The organism is Agrobacterium sp. ST15.13.015, from assembly GCF_027871645.1.
GTDB classification, from domain to species: domain Bacteria; phylum Pseudomonadota; class Alphaproteobacteria; order Rhizobiales; family Rhizobiaceae; genus Agrobacterium; species Agrobacterium leguminum.
On record NZ_JAQAHF010000001.1, the window covers coordinates 330505 to 348478 of the forward strand.

A 17974-nucleotide genomic window follows, 5' to 3' on the forward strand; every position below is an offset into this window, starting at 1 on the left:
AAAAATGCCATTTACGGCTGCCTGATCGTGTCGGGCGGCTGTTTTCCCGCGACAAAAGATGCTAAGCGGGCGCAATTCCATCATGCTCCGAGGTATCCCGATGAAGTCGCTCACCCTGCGCCGCCCTGATGACTGGCACCTGCACCTGCGTGATGGGGCAATGCTGGAAGGGGTGATCGGGGATACGAGCCGCCATTTCGCCCGCGCCATCATCATGCCGAACCTGGTGCCGCCGGTCGTCACCACGGCCGATGCCCGCGCCTATCGCGAACGCATCGTCAAGGCCATTCCCGCGAGTGACCGTTTCGAGCCGCTGATGACCCTCTATCTCACCGAGGACACGCAGGCCGACGATGTGGAAGAGGGCAAAAAAAGCGGCCTCATCACCGCCGTAAAGCTATACCCGGCGGGCGCGACCACCAATTCCCATGGCGGTGTGCGCGATTTCAACAAGGCCATGCCGGTTCTGGAACGCATGGCGAAGATCGGCCTGCCGCTTTGCGTGCATGGTGAGGTGACGACGCCGGAAGTCGATATTTTCGACCGCGAGAAGGTGTTCATCGATACGGTTCTGGAGCCGCTGCGCCAGCGCCTGCCGGAACTCAAGGTGACGATGGAGCACATCACCACCCGCGACGGCGTGGACTATATCAAGTCGTCCAAGGCCAACATCGCCGGCTCCATCACCACCCATCACCTCATCATCAACCGCAATGCCATCTTGGTCGGCGGTATCAAGCCGCATTATTATTGCCTACCCGTCGCCAAGCGCGAAGAACACCGGCTGGCGCTACGGGCTGCCGCGACTTCGGGCGATGCACGCTTCTTCCTCGGCACGGATTCCGCTCCGCATGTGGACCCGCTGAAGGAATGCGCCTGCGGCTGCGCCGGCATCTATACCTCGATCAACACCATGAGCTGTCTCGCCCACGTCTTCGAGGATGAAAACGCCCTCGATAAGCTGGAAGCCTTCGCTTCGCTTAACGGCCCGGCCTGGTACGGGCTGGCCCCGAACGAGGAGACGATCACGCTGGTCAAGCGCGAGGAAGCGGTGGCCTTTCCTGAAAAAATCGAGACGGGCGCCGGGCCGGTCACCGTGTTCGATCCGATGTTCCCGGTCCATTGGGATGTAAGTTGATTTTTTAGTAACCGCCGGCACTGCCGGCGGTTTTGTTATGGTCCCCAGGCATTCGCCCTTCGGCGCCGCCTGCGGATGCCTGCAATGCTGAACCGAGACATTGTGCTTTCCGAAAACCGATCCGGGTTTTCGGAGCGATAAACCAAGGCCGAAAAAGGAGAACGCCTATGAACCATTTCACATTCACTGACCGCGCCGTCGTTGCGGAACTGGTTGCGAAGATGTTGTGGGAAATCAAGGCGGTCCATTTTAATTCGGAAAGCCCCTACACCTTCGCTTCGGGCATGAAGAGCCCGGTTTACATCGACATGCGCAAGCTCATCTCCTTCCCGCGCATCCGCTCGGCGGCGATGGATTTTGCGGCGGCGGCGGTGATGCGCGAGGCCGGTTTCGAGAAGTTTGACTGTGTGGCAGGTGGTGAAACGGCGGGCATTCCCTTTGCCGCTTTCCTTGCCGAGCGCCTCGGCCTGCCGATGATCTATTGCCGCAAGAAGCCGAAAGGCCATGGCCGCAACGCTCAGATCGAAGGCCATATGCCGGAGGGAGCCCGCGTTCTTGTCATCGAGGATCTGACGACGGCCGGCGGCTCGATGTTCACCTTCATCGACGCCATCCGAGCGGCGGGCGGCATTGTCGATCACGGCATCGCGCTGTTCTATTACGGCATCTTCGAAGAGGCCGAAGCGCGCTTCGCCAATGGCAATGTCAAGCTGCATTACCTGACCACCTGGCGCGATGTTCTGGCCGTTGCCCGGGCTGAAAAACTGTTCGACGAGAAGACCCTGTCGGAGGTCGAAGCCTTCCTCGATAACCCGCTGCCATGGTCGGCAAAACGCGGCGGTGTCAGCGAATTGCCGCAATCTTAATTTCGGATGCGGCCAGCCCGGTTTTGCGGCTGGCCTTCCGATCGATCTTCGTCTAAATCGATTTAAGTCCATTTGATTTGCTGTTTTGAGGAGGACCGTAATGATCCTGTGTTGTGGTGAAGCCCTGATCGACATGCTGCCCCGGCAGACGACGCTGGGTGAGGCGGGTTTTGCCCCCTATGCAGGCGGAGCGGTCTTCAACACGGCGATTGCGCTGGGGCGTCTCGGCGTTCCATCCGCCTTCTTCACGGGCCTTTCCGATGACATGATGGGCGATATCCTGCGGGAAACCCTGCGCGCCAGCAATGTCGACTTCAGCTATTGCGCCACCCTTTCGCGGCCGACCACCATCGCCTTCGTGAAGCTGGTGGATGGCCATGCGACCTATGCCTTCTATGACGAAAACACCGCCGGCCGGATGATCACCGAAGCGGAGCTTCCGGCACTGGGCGCCGATTGCGAGGCGCTGCATTTCGGTGCGATCAGCCTTATCCCGGAGCCTTGCGGCAGCACCTATGAGGCGCTGATGACGCGCGAGCACGAAAGCCGTGTCATCTCGCTCGATCCGAATATTCGCCCCGGTTTCATCAAGGACAAGCAGTCCCACATGGCCCGCATCCGCCGCATGGCGGCCATGTCGGATATCGTGAAATTCTCGGATGAGGACCTTGCCTGGTTCGGGCTGGAAGGTGATGAGGACACGCTTGCCCGCCACTGGCTGCACCATGGCGCGAAACTCGTCGTCGTCACCCGTGGCGCCAAAGGCGCTGTGGGGTATAGCGCCAATCTCAAGGTTGAAGTGGCCTCCGAGCGGGTGGAAGTGGTCGACACTGTCGGCGCGGGTGACACCTTCGATGCCGGCATTCTTGCCTCGCTGAAAATGCAGGGTTTGCTGACCAAGGCGCAGGTTGCCTCGCTGACGGAAGACCAGATCAGGAAGGCTCTGGCGCTCGGCGCGAAAGCGGCCGCTGTCACCGTTTCGCGGGCCGGCGCGAACCCACCCTTTGCGCATGAAATCGGTTTGTGATGAGCGCGGTTGAACCATTTTGAAAAGGTGGTTCAACACTCTTCGCGGCTTTAGAACCGTAAAAAACCGTTATTTCGATATTATGAAGCTTGTGTCCGCTGTTTTTTCACGAAACAAGCGTCGCATGAGCGTTCCCAAGTCCCATCCTTTCGATTTCGACCCGACCTATGGCATGCAACGCGAGCAGCTGCTGGCCATCACCCCGCCCGAAGCGCCGCCGGGCTTCGATGATTTCTGGAAAAAGCGCTATCGCCGCGCGCTCGCCACGGATTCCCGGCCGGTGCTACGCAAGAGCAGGCTCACCGACCCCCGCTGGCATGTCCTTGATATGACCTACACCTCCACCGGCGGTTTTCGCATCGGCGGGTGGCTGCTTTTGCCGCGCGAAGGGCAGGTGCGCCGCGGCCTCGTTGTCGGCCATGGTTATGGTGGGCGAGGGGAACCCGATTTCGACGTGCCGGTGGAAGAAACGGCCGTGCTGTTTCCCTGTTTTCGCGGGCTTTCGCTGAGCGCCTGTCCGCCGATTTCGTCCGACCCGTCGCTTCATGTTCTCTATAATATCGACAGGAAAGACGATTACATCATCGGCGGCTGCGTCGATGATCTGTGGGTTGCCGTTTCCACGCTCATCAGCCTCTATCCGTGGCTGGAAGGGCAGGTGGGTTATAGCGCCATCAGTTTCGGCGGCGGCATCGGTGCACTGGCCATCCCTTTCGACGAGCGCATTGATCGCGGCCATCTTGTCGTGCCGACATTCGGTCACCGGCCGTTCTGGCTGACGTTGCCCACCGTTGGCAGCGCGGATGCGGTTCAGACCTATCAGAAGACCCATGCCAATGTGCTTGAGACGCTTCGCCTGTTCGACGCCGCCATTGCCGCCACCCGCATAAAAGTGCCGATGCTGGTCGCACCCGCGCTTTTCGATCCGGCGGTCGCGCCGCCCTGCCAGTTCGCGGTGGCCAATGCGCTGCCGAAATCAAAATTTAATGAAATATTCATCCTCGACGCCGGGCATTTCGATTACCCTGACAGCGCATCGCAAGATGCGGTCCATAAGGACAAGGTCAGACGGTTTTTCAAGGTGCCATGAAACGCGAATATCTCCGCTGGTATAGTCAAAGGCTCCATCGCGACATGGAGCTGTTAATATTCGGACATTCCGGCGCCAGGGTGCTGATGTTTCCCACCCGCGACGGGCGTTTCTTCGAATATGAGGAACTGGGTCTTGTCGGCAGTCTGGCCGACAAGCTGGAGGCGGGCCACCTTCAGCTCTATTGCATAGAGGGGCTTGCCAGAGAGACCTTCTACGCGGCCGGGCATCATCCCGCCGATCGCATTCGCCGCCATGCCGCCTTCGAAGAGTATATTCTGAACGAAGTGCTGCCGCTGATGGCCGAGAAAAACCCGAATAACGATACGATCGTGCAGGGTTGCAGCCTGGGTGCGTTTCAGGCCGCCAGTCTCGTTTTTCGCCACCCGCATCTTTTTCGCAAGCTCGTCGCCTTTTCCGGCCGTTACGATCTGACGATGAAGGTGGAATTCTTCGGCGATCTGTTCGATGGCTATTACGACGACGACATCTATTTCCACATGCCGAGCCATTTCCTGCCGGGCCTCGCCTGCCCATGGCGGCTTGAACACCTGCGCCACATCGACATGGTTTTCACCATCGGCGATGCTGACCCGTTTCTCCACAACAACCATCATCTGAGCCGGGTTCTATCGGAGAAGCAGGTGGGGCATCAAATGCATGTCTGGGATGGCCGCGCCCACCGGGCCGGAGCGTGGCGCAAGATGGCGGCGCTTTATATTTAAGGCCGCCGCATAAAAAAGCCGGAGGTGTCTCCGGCTTTTAAGATTGCGGTCGTAACGTCACTCAGCCTGCCAGACCGGCCAGCGCCTTCACCAGTCCCTGCGTAGAGCTGTCATGGCCGGCAGCGCTTTCCTTGCCTTCCACGACCGGCAGCAGGCCGGTCGCCAGTTCCTTGCCCAGCTCCACGCCCCATTGGTCGAAGGAGTTGATGCGGAACAGCACGCCTTCGACGAAAACGCGGTGCTCGTAGAGCGCGATCAGACGGCCAAGCGCGAACGGCGTCAGCTTGTCGTATACGAAGGTGATGGAGGGGCGGTTGCCGGTAAAGACGCGATGCGGCGCGATGAAATCGGCGAGTTCGTCTTCCATGCCCTTGGAGGTGAGCTGGGCTTTTGCCTCAGCCAGCGTGCGGCCCTTCATCAGCGCTTCCGATTGCGCCAGGCAATTGGCAATGAGAAGCTGGTGCTGGTGGCGCAGTTCGGGCTCGAAACCGTTGGCGGCGATCATGAATTCGGCCGGAATGACGCTCGTGCCCTGGTGGATGAGCTGGTAGAAGGCGTGCTGGCCATTGGTGCCGGGCTCGCCCCAGACGACCGGGCCGGACTGGCCTTCGACGGGCGTGCCGTCGATAGTGACGCCCTTGCCGTTCGATTCCATGTCGAGCTGCTGCAGATAAGCCGGGAAACGCGACAGACGCTGGTCATAGGGCAGGATCGCCCGGGTCGGATAATTCAGCACGTTGCGGTTATAAAAGCCGATGAGGCCGAGCAGCATCGGCAGGTTTTCACGGATCGGCGCTTCGCGGAAGTGCCTGTCCATGGCATGCGCGCCATCCAGGAACTTGCCGAAATTATCCGGCCCGATGGCGATCATCAGCGGCAGGCCGATGGCCGACCAGATCGAATAACGTCCGCCAACCCAGTCCCAGAAACCGAAGATGCGGTCGCTTTCGATGCCGAAGGCGGCAACCTTGTCCAGCGCGGTGGAAACGGCGGCGAAGTGATGCTTGACAGCTGCCTCACCCAGTTTCTCGGCGATGAAGCGGCGCGCAGTGGCGGCATTCGTCATCGTCTCGATGGTGGTGAAGGTCTTCGACGCGACGATGAACAGCGAGGTTTCCGGGTCGATAAGCTTCAGAGTATCGGCGATATGGGCGCCATCGATGTTCGAGACGAAATGCGCACGCGGGCCGTCATGGAAAGGCGCAAGCGCCAGCGTCGCCATCACGGGGCCGAGGTCGGAACCGCCAATGCCGATATTGATGACGTCGGTAATCTTCTTACCGGTCGCACCCTTCAGCGAACCGGAACGGATCGCCTCGGCAAACTTGCCCATGGCGGTGAGAACGGCGTTCACGTCAGGCATCACATCCTTGCCCTCCACGAGAACCGGCGTGTTGGAGCGATTGCGCAGCGCAGTATGCAGCACGGCGCGGTCTTCGGTGAAGTTGATCGCCTTGCCCGAGAACATCTCCTCGCGCTTTGCCTCGACGCCACCTTCGCGTGCGAGCTGTTCGAGAAGCGTGACGATTTCCTCGTTCACGGCGCATTTGGAATAGTCCATCAGCAGGTCATCGAATTTGGCGCTGAAACGGCTGAATCTCTTGTCGTCGGCCGCAAAGGCGGCGCGAAGATCGGTTGCGGCTGTGCTGCTCGCCGTTGCTTTCAGTTTTTCGATGGTGGCCTGCATCTTGTGCTCCTCGGCTTCCGTGGAAGGATGAGGAAACTATTCTTTTTCAGGCGGCCAAATCAAGGCGACTTTGATAAAAGAAAAGGGCCGGGACGAAAGAAAGAGCCGGTCGCCCGGCTCTCCCCATTGCGCGAGACAATCAGTTCAGATTGCGCAATTCTCGCCGCAAGATTTTGCCGACATTCGATTTCGGCAACTCGGTGCGGAACTCGATGATTTTCGGCCTTTTGTAGTTCGTCAGGTTCTTGGCGCAGAAGGCCTTGAGCTCCGCTTCCGTGAGTGACTGGTCCTTCTTGACCACGAAAAGCTTGACGGTTTCGCCGGAATGTTCATCCGGAACACCGATTGCGGCGCATTCCAGCACGCCCGGATGGCTGGCGGCCACTTCTTCCACCTCGTTCGGATAGACGTTGAAACCGGAAACGAGGATCATGTCCTTCTTGCGATCAACGATCTTGGTGTAACCGCGCTCGTCCATGAAACCCATGTCGCCGGAACGGAAGAAGCCGTCGGCGGTCATGGCTTTTGCGGTTTCATCCGGCCGCTGCCAATAGCCGGCCATGACCTGCGGCCCGCGAATGCAGATCTCGCCGACTTCGCCTGTCGGCAGGCTGTTGCCGTCCTCATCGCGAATATCGATTTCCGTCGAGGAGATGGGCAGGCCGATGGTGCCGCTGAATTCCGTGGAATCGAGGCGGTTGACGGTGGCGACCGGGGATGTCTCGGAGAGGCCGTAGCCTTCGGCAATCGGGCAACCGACGATGGAAAGCCAGCGCTCCGCGACGGGCCTTTGCACCGCCATGCCGCCGCCGAGAACCAGAATAAGCGACGACAGATCGAGTTTGCGGAAATCCTCATTGTTCATCAGCGCATTGAAAAGCGTGTTGATGCCAGGGAAAACATGCGGCTGATAATGCGTCAGTTCCTTCACGAAGCCGGGAATGTCGCGCGGATTGGCGATGAGCAGATTATGACCGCCGAGCGCAATGCCCATCAGCGAATTCACCGTCAATGCGAAGATGTGGCAGAGCGGCAGCGCGCAGATGAAGTTGAGAACTTCCGGGCGGTCCTTTCGGCCATTAAAAGCGGCGTCCAGCCACAGGCTGATCTGAAGCTTGTTGGCCAGAAGATTGGCATGGGTGAGAACCGCACCCTTGGATACGCCGGTTGTGCCGCCGGTATATTGCAGGAAGGCGATGTCCTGCGCCGTAAGGCTGACCGGCTTCAGCGAAAATCCCTGGCCTTCCTTCAGCATCGCCTTGAAGCTGATGGAACCGGGAATGGTGTAGGCGGGCACCAGTTTCTTGACCTTGCGAACCACCAGATTGACGATATGTCCCTTCAGGCCGAGGAGATCGCCCATCGCCGCGACGACCACATGCCGCACCGCGGTTTTAGGCACAGCCTGCTGTGCCACATGGGCGAAGTTTTCCAGCACGAAGATCGCCTTTGCGCCGGAATCCTTGAGCTGATGTTCCAGCTCGCGCGGGGTATAGAGCGGATTGACATTGACCACGATCATGCCCGCCCGCAAAATCCCGTACACCGCGACGGGATTTTGCAGGATATTCGGCATCATCACGGCAACCCGGTCGCCTTTTTCCAGCCCTCTGGATTGCAGCCAGGCAGCGACCGCGCGGGTTTCAGCGTCCAGTTCCCGATAGGTCAGGGACTTTCCCATGCTGGAAAAGGCCTTGCGGTCGGCAAATTGCGCACAGCTCTTTTCGAGAAGTTCGACAAGGGAGGCATGGGCGGATGCGGGGATTTCGGAGGGTACGCCCGGCGGATAGGATGCCAGCCAACGCCTCTCTGCGCTGACGTTTTCCGGGTGTCCCAGGGACAGTTCACTCATGCTTCTCCTCCCAGAGTCTTTGTCGCGCCGCGCATTCCTTGAAACGCGTGAAGGGCGCTTTCGGCTGCCTGATGTTCACGAAGCTCCCGCATTCAGCCGGCCCAATCGGCCGGGTTGAGGGAACCTCATGTGGCGTCACCGGATCGACCGCTCCTCTCGCTCCCCGGTGACGAATGATAGACGCCTAATCCCTTGACGTCTATCTCGTCGGCAAAACCTATTTAACTCTAACGTAAACGTCAATATTGCTGCCGCACATCTCGCCAACTCGTGAAGGGAAAAGCATTTTGCCCGGCTTTTTTGACTTTAATCCTGATTTGAGCGATCAACATAATTCGCAAAGCAGGGCAGGATTGGAAATGGCAGGCAGGGCAGCGCTTGAACTGAAATCGGTCGGGAAGAGATTCGGCGAGACGGAAGTGCTGTCCGATATCGATCTTTCCGTCGAACGCGGCGAAATCATTTGTCTGGTAGGGCGCTCCGGCTGTGGAAAATCGACCCTGCTGCGCATCGTGGCGGGCGTGGAGACGCCGGACCATGGCAGCGTTTCCCTGAACGGCGCTGTCGTTGCCGGCCCTGCTGTTTTCGTCGAGCCGGAAAAGCGCAATATCGGTTTTGTCTTTCAGGATTATGCGCTGTTTCCGCATCTGACCGTCGAGCAGAATGTCATGTTCGGTCTTCGGTCTTTGCCGAAGGTGGAAGCCCGCCGCCGCGCTGCCGAGATGATAGAACATGTTCACCTGCAGGAACTGGCGAAACGTTATCCGCATACGCTGTCTGGCGGCGAGCAGCAGCGTGTGGCGCTCGCCCGCGCGCTTGCCCCGCAGCCCGGCCTGCTCCTGATGGACGAGCCCTTTTCCAATCTGGACAGGGGATTGCGCGACAGCGTGCGCGAGGAAACGCTCGGCCTGTTGCGGCAACTGGGTACGACGGCGATCATGGTGACGCATGATCCGGAAGAGGCGCTTTCGGCAGGCGACCGCGTGGTTCTGATGCAGCGCGGGCGCATCGTGCAGAGCGGCACGGGTTACGAAATCCACGATCATCCCAAGACCCGTTATGCCGCCGATTTTTTCTGCGCCTTCAACAAGATCGAAGGCCGGGTAAGACAGGGCCGCGTCGAAACGCCGCTCGGGCTTCTGGGCGATGCGTCCGATCTGCCTGACGGTCTCGCCGCCGTTGCCTATGTTCGCCCAAATGCGATTTCGATCATCGAGGACGGTGCGGCGAAAGAAGGAATTGCCGGCGAAATATCGAGCCGTGTCTTCCTCGGGGAAATCGAGCAGCTTGGCATAGCCGTGCCCGGACTGTCGGCCGATCTGCGTGTGAGGACAATGCAGCGCACACCCGCCCGGACGACGGCGGTGCGCTTCGGTATCGACCCCAAGGGCGTGCTGATATTTACTGCAAGTTGAGTGAGCGGATTTGTATGTTTATTTCCGCTCCATTTTCAACTCTTGGTGATCGAATCCGCCCGAAAAACAGAGAAATAAAACTTGATTTGGGTCATCAGGTATGATGTCTGCTCCCTCTATATTGCCGCTATCGGAGAGGGAGACAAAACATGACGAAATTTACCAGATTTGCCCTGCTTGCCAGCACGGTTGCCTTTGCAGCCGGAACGGCCAGCGCTGCGGAACTCAACATCTACACCACCCGCGAACCGGGCCTGATCCAGCCGCTGCTGGAATCCTTCACCGCCTCGAGCGGCGTCAAGGTCAATACCGTGTTCCTGAAGGACGGTCTCGCCGAGCGCGTTCTGAGCGAGGGCGCAAGCTCGCCTGCCGACGTTCTGATGACGGTGGATGCCGGCAACCTCGTCGATCTCGCTGAAAAGGGCGTCACCCAGGCAGTCGAATCCGAAACCCTGACCAAGGCTATCCCGGCTGAACTTCGCGACGCCAAGGGTCATTGGTTCGCGCTCTCCATGCGCGCCCGCGTTCTTTATGCGGCGAAGGATGTCGATCTCGCCTCCTTCAACTATGAAGATCTGGCGGATGCGAAGTGGAAGGGCAAGGTCTGCATTCGCGCCGGCCAGCACCCCTATAACACGGCGCTTTTTGCCGACTACATCGCCCATTACGGCGCTGCGGACACCGAAAAGTGGCTTGCCGGCGTCAAGGAAAACCTGGCCCGCAAGGCAGGCGGCGGCGACCGTGACGTTGCCAAGGATATCCTCGGCGGCATTTGCGATATCGGCATCGCCAACTCCTATTATGTTGGCCTGATGCGCTCGGGCAAGGGCGGCGAGGAGCAGGTGAAGTGGGGCGACGCCATCAAGGTGGTTCTGCCGACCTTCAAGAACGGCGGCACGCAGGTCAATATCAGCGGCGCGGCCGTGGCCAAGAATGCACCGAACAAGGCGGAAGCCGTCAAGCTGCTGGAATATCTCGTCTCCGACGAAGCCCAGAAGATCTATGCTGAAGCCAACTACGAATATCCGGTCAAGCAGGGTGCGGCTCTCAACGAGATCATCGCTTCCTTCGGCACGCTGAAGATCGATAACAAGCCGCTGACGGAAATCGTCTCGCACCGCAAGCAGGCGAGCGAGCTGGTCGACAAGGTCGGTTTCGACAAGTAAGGGCCAATCAGCGATAACATGGTGGAAGGCGTTCGCATTCGCGGGCGCCTTTCCGCGTATTTTCTAAAAGCACATGAATCCAGACGCCATCCAGCCATTGACACCTCGTGCCCGAGCCAGGTTTTCATCCTCCTTCTGGTGGCTGTGCCTTTCCGTGCTGGCGGTCTGCGGCGCCATGGTGCCGGTTCTGGCGCTTGTATCGCAGGCGTTGCAGGGTTCTGAAGGCCTGTGGGCGCATCTCGGCTCGACCGTGCTCTGGACGGCGCTTCCGGATACGGCGATCCTTCTCGCCGGGGTCGGGCTGCTGGCCGGCGTCGTCGGAACCTATGCCGCCTGGCTGGTCACCGCCTATGATTTTCCCGGCCGCAAAATATTGGAATGGGCGCTGCTGCTGCCGCTGGCCATGCCCACCTATATCGTCGCTTACGCCTATCTGGATATTCTGCATCCCATAGGACCGGTGCAGGGCGCGATCCGCTGGCTGCTCGGTTATTCCAGCCCGCGCGAATTTCGCCTGCCGGACATAAGGTCCATGGCGGGCTGCATCGTCCTTCTCGGCTTCGTGCTGTTTCCCTATGTCTATATTCCCGTGCGCGCCATGTTCCTGACACAGGCGGGCAACCTGCTGGAAGCGGCGCGAACGCTCGGCGTTTCCAGACGCAAAGCCTTCTTCAAGGTCGCGGTGCCGCTGGCGCGACCGGCGATTGCGGTCGGCATCAGCCTCGCCTTGATGGAAGCGCTCAACGATATAGGCGCATCGGAATTCCTCGGCGTCCGCACGCTCACCGTTTCCGTCTACACCACCTGGGTCACGAAATCCGACCTGCCGGGTGCGGCGCAGATCGCGCTTTCCATGCTGTTCATCGTTGTCGCCCTCGTGGCGCTGGAGCGCTGGGCGCGACGCAAGCAGCGTTATGCCGTTTCGGCGCAGAAAAGCAGGGAACTGGAGCCGCTGCGGCTCAACGGCCTGAAGGGCTGGGCCGCTTTCGTACTCGGCGGCCTGCCGGTCCTGATCGGCTTTGTGGCGCCGGCCGCCTATCTCGTCATCGAGGCATGGAAACGGTTCCGTTTCAGCGGCCTCTCCGCCCGCTTTGCCGACGAAGCTCTGAACACCATCGTCTTTGCCGGACTGGCGACGATCATCACCCTTATCCTCGGCCTTGCGGTTGCTTACGCCATGCGCCTTGCACCGGGGCGTCTCTCGCTCTGGTCCTATCGCCTTTCGACGGTCGGATATGCGGCCCCCGGCACGGTCATCGCCATCGGCGTGCTGATCGCGCTTGGCGGCTTCGACCGGTTTGTCGACCAGACCATGCGTGACTGGTTCGGCATCTCTACCGGCCTCATCTTCATCGGCAGCGGCGCCGCGCTGATCTACGCCTATTCGGCGCGTTTCCTCACCATTGCGGCGGGCGGTGTGGATGCCGGCCTCAGCCGCATACCGCAATCCTTCGATCACGCCTCGCGAACGCTCGGGCGATCCGCGACGCAGACATTCCGCCAGATTCATCTGCCGCTATCCAAGGCGTCGCTTGCGGCAGCGGCGCTGCTGATCTTTGTCGATTGCGTCAAGGAGCTTCCCGCCACACTTCTGTTGAGGCCGCTGAATTTCGAAACCTTCGCTACCCATCTTTATGGCGAAGCGGCGCGCGGCACCTATGAGGAGGCGGCAATCGCAGCGCTGGCAATCGTCGTCATTGGCATGCTTCCGGTCATGCAGCTTGCAAGGATCGGCCGGCGCAAGGGTTGATATCGAAGCCCTGTCCGATAAATCACGGGCGCAAAACTGTGCGAGAGGCCAATAAGCTTCAAATCCCGCCAGAAAACGACAAGCATCCTGCCTTAATCCTGATGTAAATACTCAGCTTAATTGAGGTGCCGCGGCCTGTCGAATTTGGACATCGGCCGCGATCTGTTTCGGGGCATATCTTGAAAAATTTGCATGGGATGTTTTTGAGCCGTCTGGCTTTGGGCACGGCCGCCGTCGTTTTGCTGGCGCCAGCGATGGGCCACGCGCAGGACACGACCGTTCTGCAGCAGATTACCGTTGAAGGGCAGGGCGCGGAGAACGCGACGGGTCTGGTCCGGGGTTATGTTGCGAAGAAAAGTGCGACCGGTTCGAAAACCGAGACGGAAACCAGGGATATTCCGCAATCCGTATCGGTCGTCGGCCGCCAGGAAATGGATGACCGCGGCGCGGTGACGAAAATCGACGAGGTACTGCGTTACACCCCCGGTGTGACGGCGGAGCCCTTCGGCTCGGACCCGGATACGGACTGGATTTACATCCGTGGTTTTCAGGCCACCCAGACTGGCGTGTTTCTGGATGGTCTGAACCTGTTCAGCTACGGTTTCGGCGGTTTCCAGATGGATGCCTACGGTCTGGAGCGCGTGGAAATTCTGAAAGGCCCGGCCTCGGTGCTTTATGGCGGCGCCAATCCCGGCGGTATCGTGCAGATGGTCCGCAAGCGCACGCAGGATGAGCCGGTGCGCGAAACGGAAATCGGCATCAATAATTTCGGCAATGCCTTCTTCGGTTTCGATCTCGGCGACAAGGTCGATGGTGAAGGCGTGTGGAAATATCGCGTCACCGGCAAGGTCTCCGGCGGCGATAATTACACCGATTATTCCGAGGATTTGCGCGGCTTCATCATGCCGCAGATCACCTTCGAGCCGGACGCGCAGACAAGCGCCACGCTCTACGGCTATTTCTCGGCGCTCGATCAGGTTCATATCGGCAACGGCTTCCTGCCCTATGTTGGCACCGTGGTCGACGCGCCCTTCGGCAAGCTCGACCGAAAGGCGTTTTATGGCGAGCCGGATATCGACAATGGCCGCGTCTACCAGTCCATGGTGGGCTACGAGGTCAGCCACGAATTCGACAATGGCTGGAAGATCAGCCAGAACGCCCGCTATGGCCACCTCTACAAGCACGAAACCGGACCCTATGCCGGGGGCTGGGCCAATACAGATGCAAACGGCCAGCCGATCCTCGATGCCACCACCAACGACTATATGCTGACCCGCTTCGGTTATGATGGCGTGTCGAAAGTCGACAGTTTCGGCGTGGATAATCGGGTCGAAGGCCAGTTCGATACCGGCGCGGTCAATCACTCTCTGCTCTTCGGTCTCGACTATAAATATTACCGGCTGGACCAGGTGCAGGCCTGCTGCGGATCGAATGCCATCGGTGCGCGCAACCCGATCTATGGCTCGACGCAGGGAACAAATTTCGTTTATGCCGACAATATCGTGACCCAGCAGCAGATCGGCATCTACGCGCAGGACCAGCTGCGTTTCGGCGATGGCTGGCTGGTCACGCTGAATGGCCGTTACGACTATGTCGACACGGAACTGAACAACAGGCTGCCTGCGGGCCTCTCCCGCCGCTCGAATGACGATGCGCTGAGCGGCCGCGCCGGTCTCGCCTATGAATTCGACAATGGCCTGACACCCTATGTCTCGGCCGCCACTTTCTTCAATCCGCTCATCGATACGCTTGCGGATGGCACTCCTGCTTCGCCGGAAGAGGGACACCAGTTCGAGGCCGGCATCAAATATGAGCCGACCTTCTTCGACGGCAGCATCACGGCCTCCGTCTTCAAGCTGGTCAAGGACAATGCCATCGTTTCCTATACGGCCGGTGGTGTGACCACGAGCGGTCAGTTCGGGCAGGTGGAATCCACCGGCTTCGAGCTGGAGGCCAAGGCCAATCTCAGCGAGAACTGGAAGGCGCTCGCCTCCTATTCCTATACGGATCTGGAGATTACCCGCGATGCCAATCCCAATCTGATTGGCAAATCGCCATGGATCGTGCCCGCCCACACCGCCTCGCTGTGGCTGGACTATGCCTTCACCACAGACGCGCTGGAAGGCCTGAGCCTCGGCGGCGGCGTACGGTATCAGGGCAAATCCTGGGCGGATGAGGCAAATACGTTGCGCGTTCCGGATGCTGCCGTCTTCGACGCGGCAATCCGCTATGAGAAAAATGACTGGACCGCATCGATCAACGTCGCCAATGTCTTCGACAAGGAATATGTGAAGAGCTGCGCCGGCGTCTCCGTCTGCGGCTGGGGCGATAGCCGCACCATCACCTTCAAGCTTTCAAAGAAGTGGTAAGACTTGGCCGAAGGCTGGCGGTTGCGGGGAAAGCAGTTTGCCACTATAAACATGAATAGATTTATCATGTTTATAGTGGCGCCATGGCGCCCTGCGGGATCGAGAGGCCATGGCTTTCCGCGTGCGGATGGAAAATGAGATCGAGGGTTTTGCCGTCATTGGCGGCCCACGCTCGCGGGTCTGGAACGGCATCGTCGCCGATCTCTGGGATGTGCGTTGCGCCCCGAAGGCCGGCGGCCGTTACGTCGGCAAGGATCCGCGTTTCGTTTTCCTGCTGGATATGGACGGGACGGATGACGGCAGGTTCATGATAAACCGCTTCCGTCGCGACAATTACGGGTCGTCCAAGGCGAACCGAATTTCCTTCGTCCCCGCCGATCTGGATGTGCATGCCGAACTGAGCAACGTCTCCTTCGTGCGCCACCTTGATCTGCATTTCGATGCGGGATTGCTGGGTGCCCGGCTGGTGCAGGGCTTCGACCCGCACAGCCTGCTCGATCCGCATCTGATGTTCGAGGATGAGCGCCTGCTGGCGCTGGCGCGACTGATTGCCGCCGAATGCGACAATCCCGATCCGCTGCATGACCTTTATGGCGAAAGCCTCGTGCTGGCGCTATTGACGGACTTCCTGAAAGTGAAGCGGGAGCCGGTTAAAAAACGCAGCAAGCTCGCCGCATGGCAGTTGAGAGCGGCGACGGATTACATCCGCGAACATTGCCTGCGGTCGATCCGGCTGGAGGAGCTGGCGGAACTCACCAATCTGTCGCAATCGCATTTCAGCCATGCCTTCAAGGCCTCCACCGGCGTGCCGCCGCACCAATGGCAGATGCAGGCGCGCATTGATCACGTCAAGGAACTGATGATGCGGACCGACATGGCACTGACAGACATCGCCATTGCCGCCGGGTTTTCGGATCAGGCGCATTTCTCCCGCGTCTTTCGCAAGATGGTCGGTGTTTCTCCCTCCGTCTGGCAGAAAATCCGCCAATAAGGTCGTTTTCGTTCCATTCTCCTTCAAAAAAATTCCCGCCGAAGGGCCTGAAACGCCGCGGAACGAATTGTCCGTCGAGGGGTTTACTAGACGTGACACAAATGAGGAAAATCAAGGAGGAAAGGCACATGATGCATCAGGAACCCCGCGCCGGACAGGACCCCTATGTCAAGGATACGCCGAGCCTGATCGCCAGCGACAAGGTGGAAGGCACGCGTGTTTACGGCGCCGACAGCAAGCATATCGGCTCGATCCAGCGCATCATTCTGGAAAAGCGCGGAGGGCGCGTTGCCTATGCGGTCTTGAGCTTTGGCGGCTTCCTCGGCATCGGTGACGACTATTATCCACTGCCCTGGGAAAAGCTGCATTACGACGAAGAACTCGACGGCTACCGCATCGATCTCACCAAAGAAGAGATCGAAAACGCGCCGCACTTCGCCAATCTCGACGATAACGATCTGCTGAACGCCAAGGACAGCAAGGTCTATGATTATTACGGCGTCGCACCCTATTGGATGTAAAGCGCTTCCGGCCGCTCGATCACCGAAAGCGTCGCAAATAAAAGAACGGCTCCTTTTCAGGAGCCGTTTTCTTTTGGGTGCGTCAATGCGGGTTTTTCTGCATCTCGGAAACCGCGTCGGTGAAGCACTTGCGTGCTTCTTCGGGCGATTTACGTCCGTCAAGGGCGGCACGGCAGGCGCTTCTCGCTCTCACAAAGCTCAATCCGCCAGTTTTGGGCCAGCCTTCGGTCAATAATGTCAATGCTTCGAAGGGGCCGGCGATGACGCTCTTGCCATTCGCCTCGAGATTGACCTCGACAGGCTCTGTCCATCTCTCGTTCTTCATCGTGCACCTCCCAGAGCAACGCGATCCCGAAATACACCCGACAGCGAAGCAACCCATGAACGCAGTCGTGTGTCACTGCTGCTTAGGATATGCGCAAGCGATCGAATTGACAACGGGGATCAGCGGAAGCCGAAAAACGACAGGATCGCCAGAACGATGACGACGAGGCCGACGATGTAGATGATCTGGTTCATGATTTTCTCCTTGACTGGTGTCATCACCATAACGTGAGGGAGAAGACGAGGTTCCAGCAGCCAATGAGAATTTAATCACGTACTAAAATGTTGCGGACGTCCCATCGCCGATGAGAGCGGATATCACCTCCGCAGGATCACCCAGATCGCGTGGATAATGCCGGGAACATAACCGCACAGCGTCAGGAGAATATTAAGCCAGAAATGCAGGCCGAGCCCGACCTGAAGAAACACGCCGACGGGCGGAAGGATGATGGCGATCAGGATCCGAATGACGTCCATGTTGAGAGCTTTCAAGTTAATCAAAACTAGACAATTAACGTGAGTGGAGCCCGGTTGGTTTCAACGTGACGACGAATACCTTCCTTCCATCGGTGTAGCCGGCAGCCGGAAGCCGCCAATTCTGATGAACCCACTCCCGTATGAGGCATCAGGTCGGAGCGACCGGTATCATTCAGCCCTCGTTCAGGCCTGCCGCATCACTCTTCCTAACGGAACCGAGGACACGGACAGACGTTGAGGTCGGTTATTGGGAGATCAGTTCATGAAGATTCTAACCGCAGCAATCTGCCTCTTGTCGGTCGGCATCCTGAGCGGATGCGTTGACGATGGCGGTTACCGCACGGGCGGATATTATTCGTCCGGCGTCTATTATCGAGCTTATGATCGAGACAGATATTACCGCGACTATGACCGCCGGAACTGGCGCCAACACAGAGAATGGCGGGATCGCAGGGAATGGCGCGGTGACTATCGCCACCGCCCGCGCCCACCGTATTACGGTCAGTACGGCGTGATTGTTCGTTAATCGCAGCGCTTTTATCTCGCGGGTCTGCACGGCCGGCCCTATGTCTCGGA

The 17974-nt window shown here is 59.0% G+C and carries 16 protein-coding genes; 12 read left to right on the plus strand and 4 right to left on the minus strand.

Annotated features, from left to right (window positions below):
• The first annotated feature begins 100 nt into the window (after positions 1–100).
• From pyrC to PIB16_RS01655, 5 genes are all read left to right on the plus strand, one after another.
• Positions 101–1138 (plus strand): dihydroorotase, encoded by a 1038-nt coding sequence (pyrC, locus tag PIB16_RS01635; protein WP_271044865.1) that lies wholly within the window; start codon positions 101–103, stop codon positions 1136–1138.
• A 167-nt stretch (positions 1139–1305) separates the two neighbouring features.
• Positions 1306–2004 (plus strand): orotate phosphoribosyltransferase, encoded by a 699-nt coding sequence (locus tag PIB16_RS01640; RefSeq protein ID WP_003520012.1) that lies wholly within the window; start codon positions 1306–1308, stop codon positions 2002–2004.
• A gap of 100 nt (positions 2005–2104) precedes the next feature.
• Positions 2105–3031 (plus strand): carbohydrate kinase family protein, encoded by a 927-nt coding sequence (locus tag PIB16_RS01645; protein ID WP_003520009.1) that lies wholly within the window; start codon positions 2105–2107, stop codon positions 3029–3031.
• Positions 3032–3155: 124 nt separating this feature from the next.
• Entirely contained in the window at positions 3156–4121 is a 966-nt protein-coding gene (locus tag PIB16_RS01650; protein WP_078051524.1) for an acetylxylan esterase, read from the plus strand.
• Positions 4118–4846: an esterase family protein gene (locus PIB16_RS01655; protein ID WP_078051308.1), complete on the plus strand. Its 729-nt coding sequence runs from the start codon at positions 4118–4120 to the stop codon at positions 4844–4846. The genes PIB16_RS01650 and PIB16_RS01655 overlap by 4 nt, the downstream gene beginning before the upstream one ends.
• A 61-nt stretch (positions 4847–4907) precedes the next feature.
• Here the strand turns inward: PIB16_RS01655 and pgi are convergent, their stop codons facing one another.
• Together pgi and PIB16_RS01665 are read right to left on the minus strand one after the other, a co-directional pair.
• A complete protein-coding gene (gene pgi / locus PIB16_RS01660) occupies positions 4908–6533 on the minus strand; it encodes a glucose-6-phosphate isomerase (protein ID WP_271044866.1) in 1626 nt (541 codons plus the stop codon).
• A 139-nt stretch (positions 6534–6672) separates the two neighbouring features.
• On the minus strand, positions 6673–8385 hold the full coding sequence (locus PIB16_RS01665) for a long-chain fatty acid--CoA ligase (RefSeq protein WP_271044867.1): 1713 nt from the start codon (positions 8383–8385) through the stop codon (positions 6673–6675).
• A 359-nt stretch (positions 8386–8744) separates the two neighbouring features.
• Here PIB16_RS01665 and PIB16_RS01670 point away from each other — a divergent pair, with 359 nt between their 5' ends.
• From PIB16_RS01670 to PIB16_RS01695, 6 genes are all read left to right on the plus strand, one after another.
• On the plus strand, positions 8745–9800 hold the full coding sequence (locus PIB16_RS01670) for an ABC transporter ATP-binding protein (RefSeq protein WP_174038773.1): 1056 nt from the start codon (positions 8745–8747) through the stop codon (positions 9798–9800).
• 149 nt (positions 9801–9949) lie between these two features.
• Positions 9950–10966 (plus strand): extracellular solute-binding protein, encoded by a 1017-nt coding sequence (locus PIB16_RS01675; protein ID WP_003503602.1) that lies wholly within the window; start codon positions 9950–9952, stop codon positions 10964–10966.
• Between the two features lie 73 nt (positions 10967–11039).
• Positions 11040–12716, plus strand: coding sequence for an ABC transporter permease (locus PIB16_RS01680; protein ID WP_271044868.1), 1677 nt, complete (start codon positions 11040–11042; stop codon positions 12714–12716).
• A gap of 179 nt (positions 12717–12895) precedes the next feature.
• A complete protein-coding gene (locus PIB16_RS01685) occupies positions 12896–15085 on the plus strand; it encodes a TonB-dependent siderophore receptor (RefSeq protein WP_271044869.1) in 2190 nt (729 codons plus the stop codon).
• A 109-nt stretch (positions 15086–15194) separates the two neighbouring features.
• Positions 15195–16076 carry a helix-turn-helix transcriptional regulator gene (locus PIB16_RS01690; protein WP_065654541.1) on the plus strand — a complete coding sequence of 294 codons (882 nt, stop codon included), beginning with the start codon at positions 15195–15197 and terminating at the stop codon, positions 16074–16076.
• A 128-nt stretch (positions 16077–16204) separates the two neighbouring features.
• Positions 16205–16597, plus strand: coding sequence for a PRC-barrel domain-containing protein (locus tag PIB16_RS01695; protein ID WP_065654852.1), 393 nt, complete (start codon positions 16205–16207; stop codon positions 16595–16597).
• An 82-nt stretch (positions 16598–16679) separates the two neighbouring features.
• Here the strand turns inward: PIB16_RS01695 and PIB16_RS01700 are convergent, their stop codons facing one another.
• On the minus strand, positions 16680–16922 hold the full coding sequence (locus PIB16_RS01700; protein WP_065654540.1) for a DUF982 domain-containing protein: 243 nt from the start codon (positions 16920–16922) through the stop codon (positions 16680–16682).
• 317 nt (positions 16923–17239) lie between these two features.
• Positions 17240–17398, minus strand: a complete 159-nt coding sequence (locus tag PIB16_RS01705; protein ID WP_020811433.1) for a YqaE/Pmp3 family membrane protein — start codon at positions 17396–17398, stop codon at positions 17240–17242.
• A gap of 262 nt (positions 17399–17660) precedes the next feature.
• Between PIB16_RS01705 and PIB16_RS01710 the strand changes: the two genes are divergently transcribed.
• The gene (locus PIB16_RS01710) at positions 17661–17924 is read left to right on the plus strand and encodes a hypothetical protein (RefSeq protein WP_078051301.1); all 264 of its coding nucleotides are present in this window, start codon (positions 17661–17663) and stop codon (positions 17922–17924) included.
• Positions 17925–17974 lie beyond the last annotated feature (50 nt).

Coding starts and splice junctions, on each gene's coding strand:
- pyrC (WP_271044865.1), top strand. CDS start 101: ATGAAGTCGCTCACCCTGCGCCGCCCTGATGACTGGCACCTGCACCTG.
- PIB16_RS01640 (WP_003520012.1), top strand. CDS start 1,306: ATGAACCATTTCACATTCACTGACCGCGCCGTCGTTGCGGAACTGGTT.
- PIB16_RS01645 (WP_003520009.1), top strand. CDS start 2,105: ATGATCCTGTGTTGTGGTGAAGCCCTGATCGACATGCTGCCCCGGCAG.
- PIB16_RS01650 (WP_078051524.1), top strand. CDS start 3,156: ATGAGCGTTCCCAAGTCCCATCCTTTCGATTTCGACCCGACCTATGGC.
- PIB16_RS01655 (WP_078051308.1), top strand. CDS start 4,118: ATGAAACGCGAATATCTCCGCTGGTATAGTCAAAGGCTCCATCGCGAC.
- pgi (WP_271044866.1), bottom strand. CDS start 6,533: ATGCAGGCCACCATCGAAAAACTGAAAGCAACGGCGAGCAGCACAGCC.
- PIB16_RS01665 (WP_271044867.1), bottom strand. CDS start 8,385: ATGAGTGAACTGTCCCTGGGACACCCGGAAAACGTCAGCGCAGAGAGG.
- PIB16_RS01670 (WP_174038773.1), top strand. CDS start 8,745: ATGGCAGGCAGGGCAGCGCTTGAACTGAAATCGGTCGGGAAGAGATTC.
- PIB16_RS01675 (WP_003503602.1), top strand. CDS start 9,950: ATGACGAAATTTACCAGATTTGCCCTGCTTGCCAGCACGGTTGCCTTT.
- PIB16_RS01680 (WP_271044868.1), top strand. CDS start 11,040: ATGAATCCAGACGCCATCCAGCCATTGACACCTCGTGCCCGAGCCAGG.
- PIB16_RS01690 (WP_065654541.1), top strand. CDS start 15,195: ATGGCTTTCCGCGTGCGGATGGAAAATGAGATCGAGGGTTTTGCCGTC.
- PIB16_RS01695 (WP_065654852.1), top strand. CDS start 16,205: ATGATGCATCAGGAACCCCGCGCCGGACAGGACCCCTATGTCAAGGAT.
- PIB16_RS01700 (WP_065654540.1), bottom strand. CDS start 16,922: ATGAAGAACGAGAGATGGACAGAGCCTGTCGAGGTCAATCTCGAGGCG.
- PIB16_RS01705 (WP_020811433.1), bottom strand. CDS start 17,398: ATGGACGTCATTCGGATCCTGATCGCCATCATCCTTCCGCCCGTCGGC.
- PIB16_RS01710 (WP_078051301.1), top strand. CDS start 17,661: ATGAAGATTCTAACCGCAGCAATCTGCCTCTTGTCGGTCGGCATCCTG.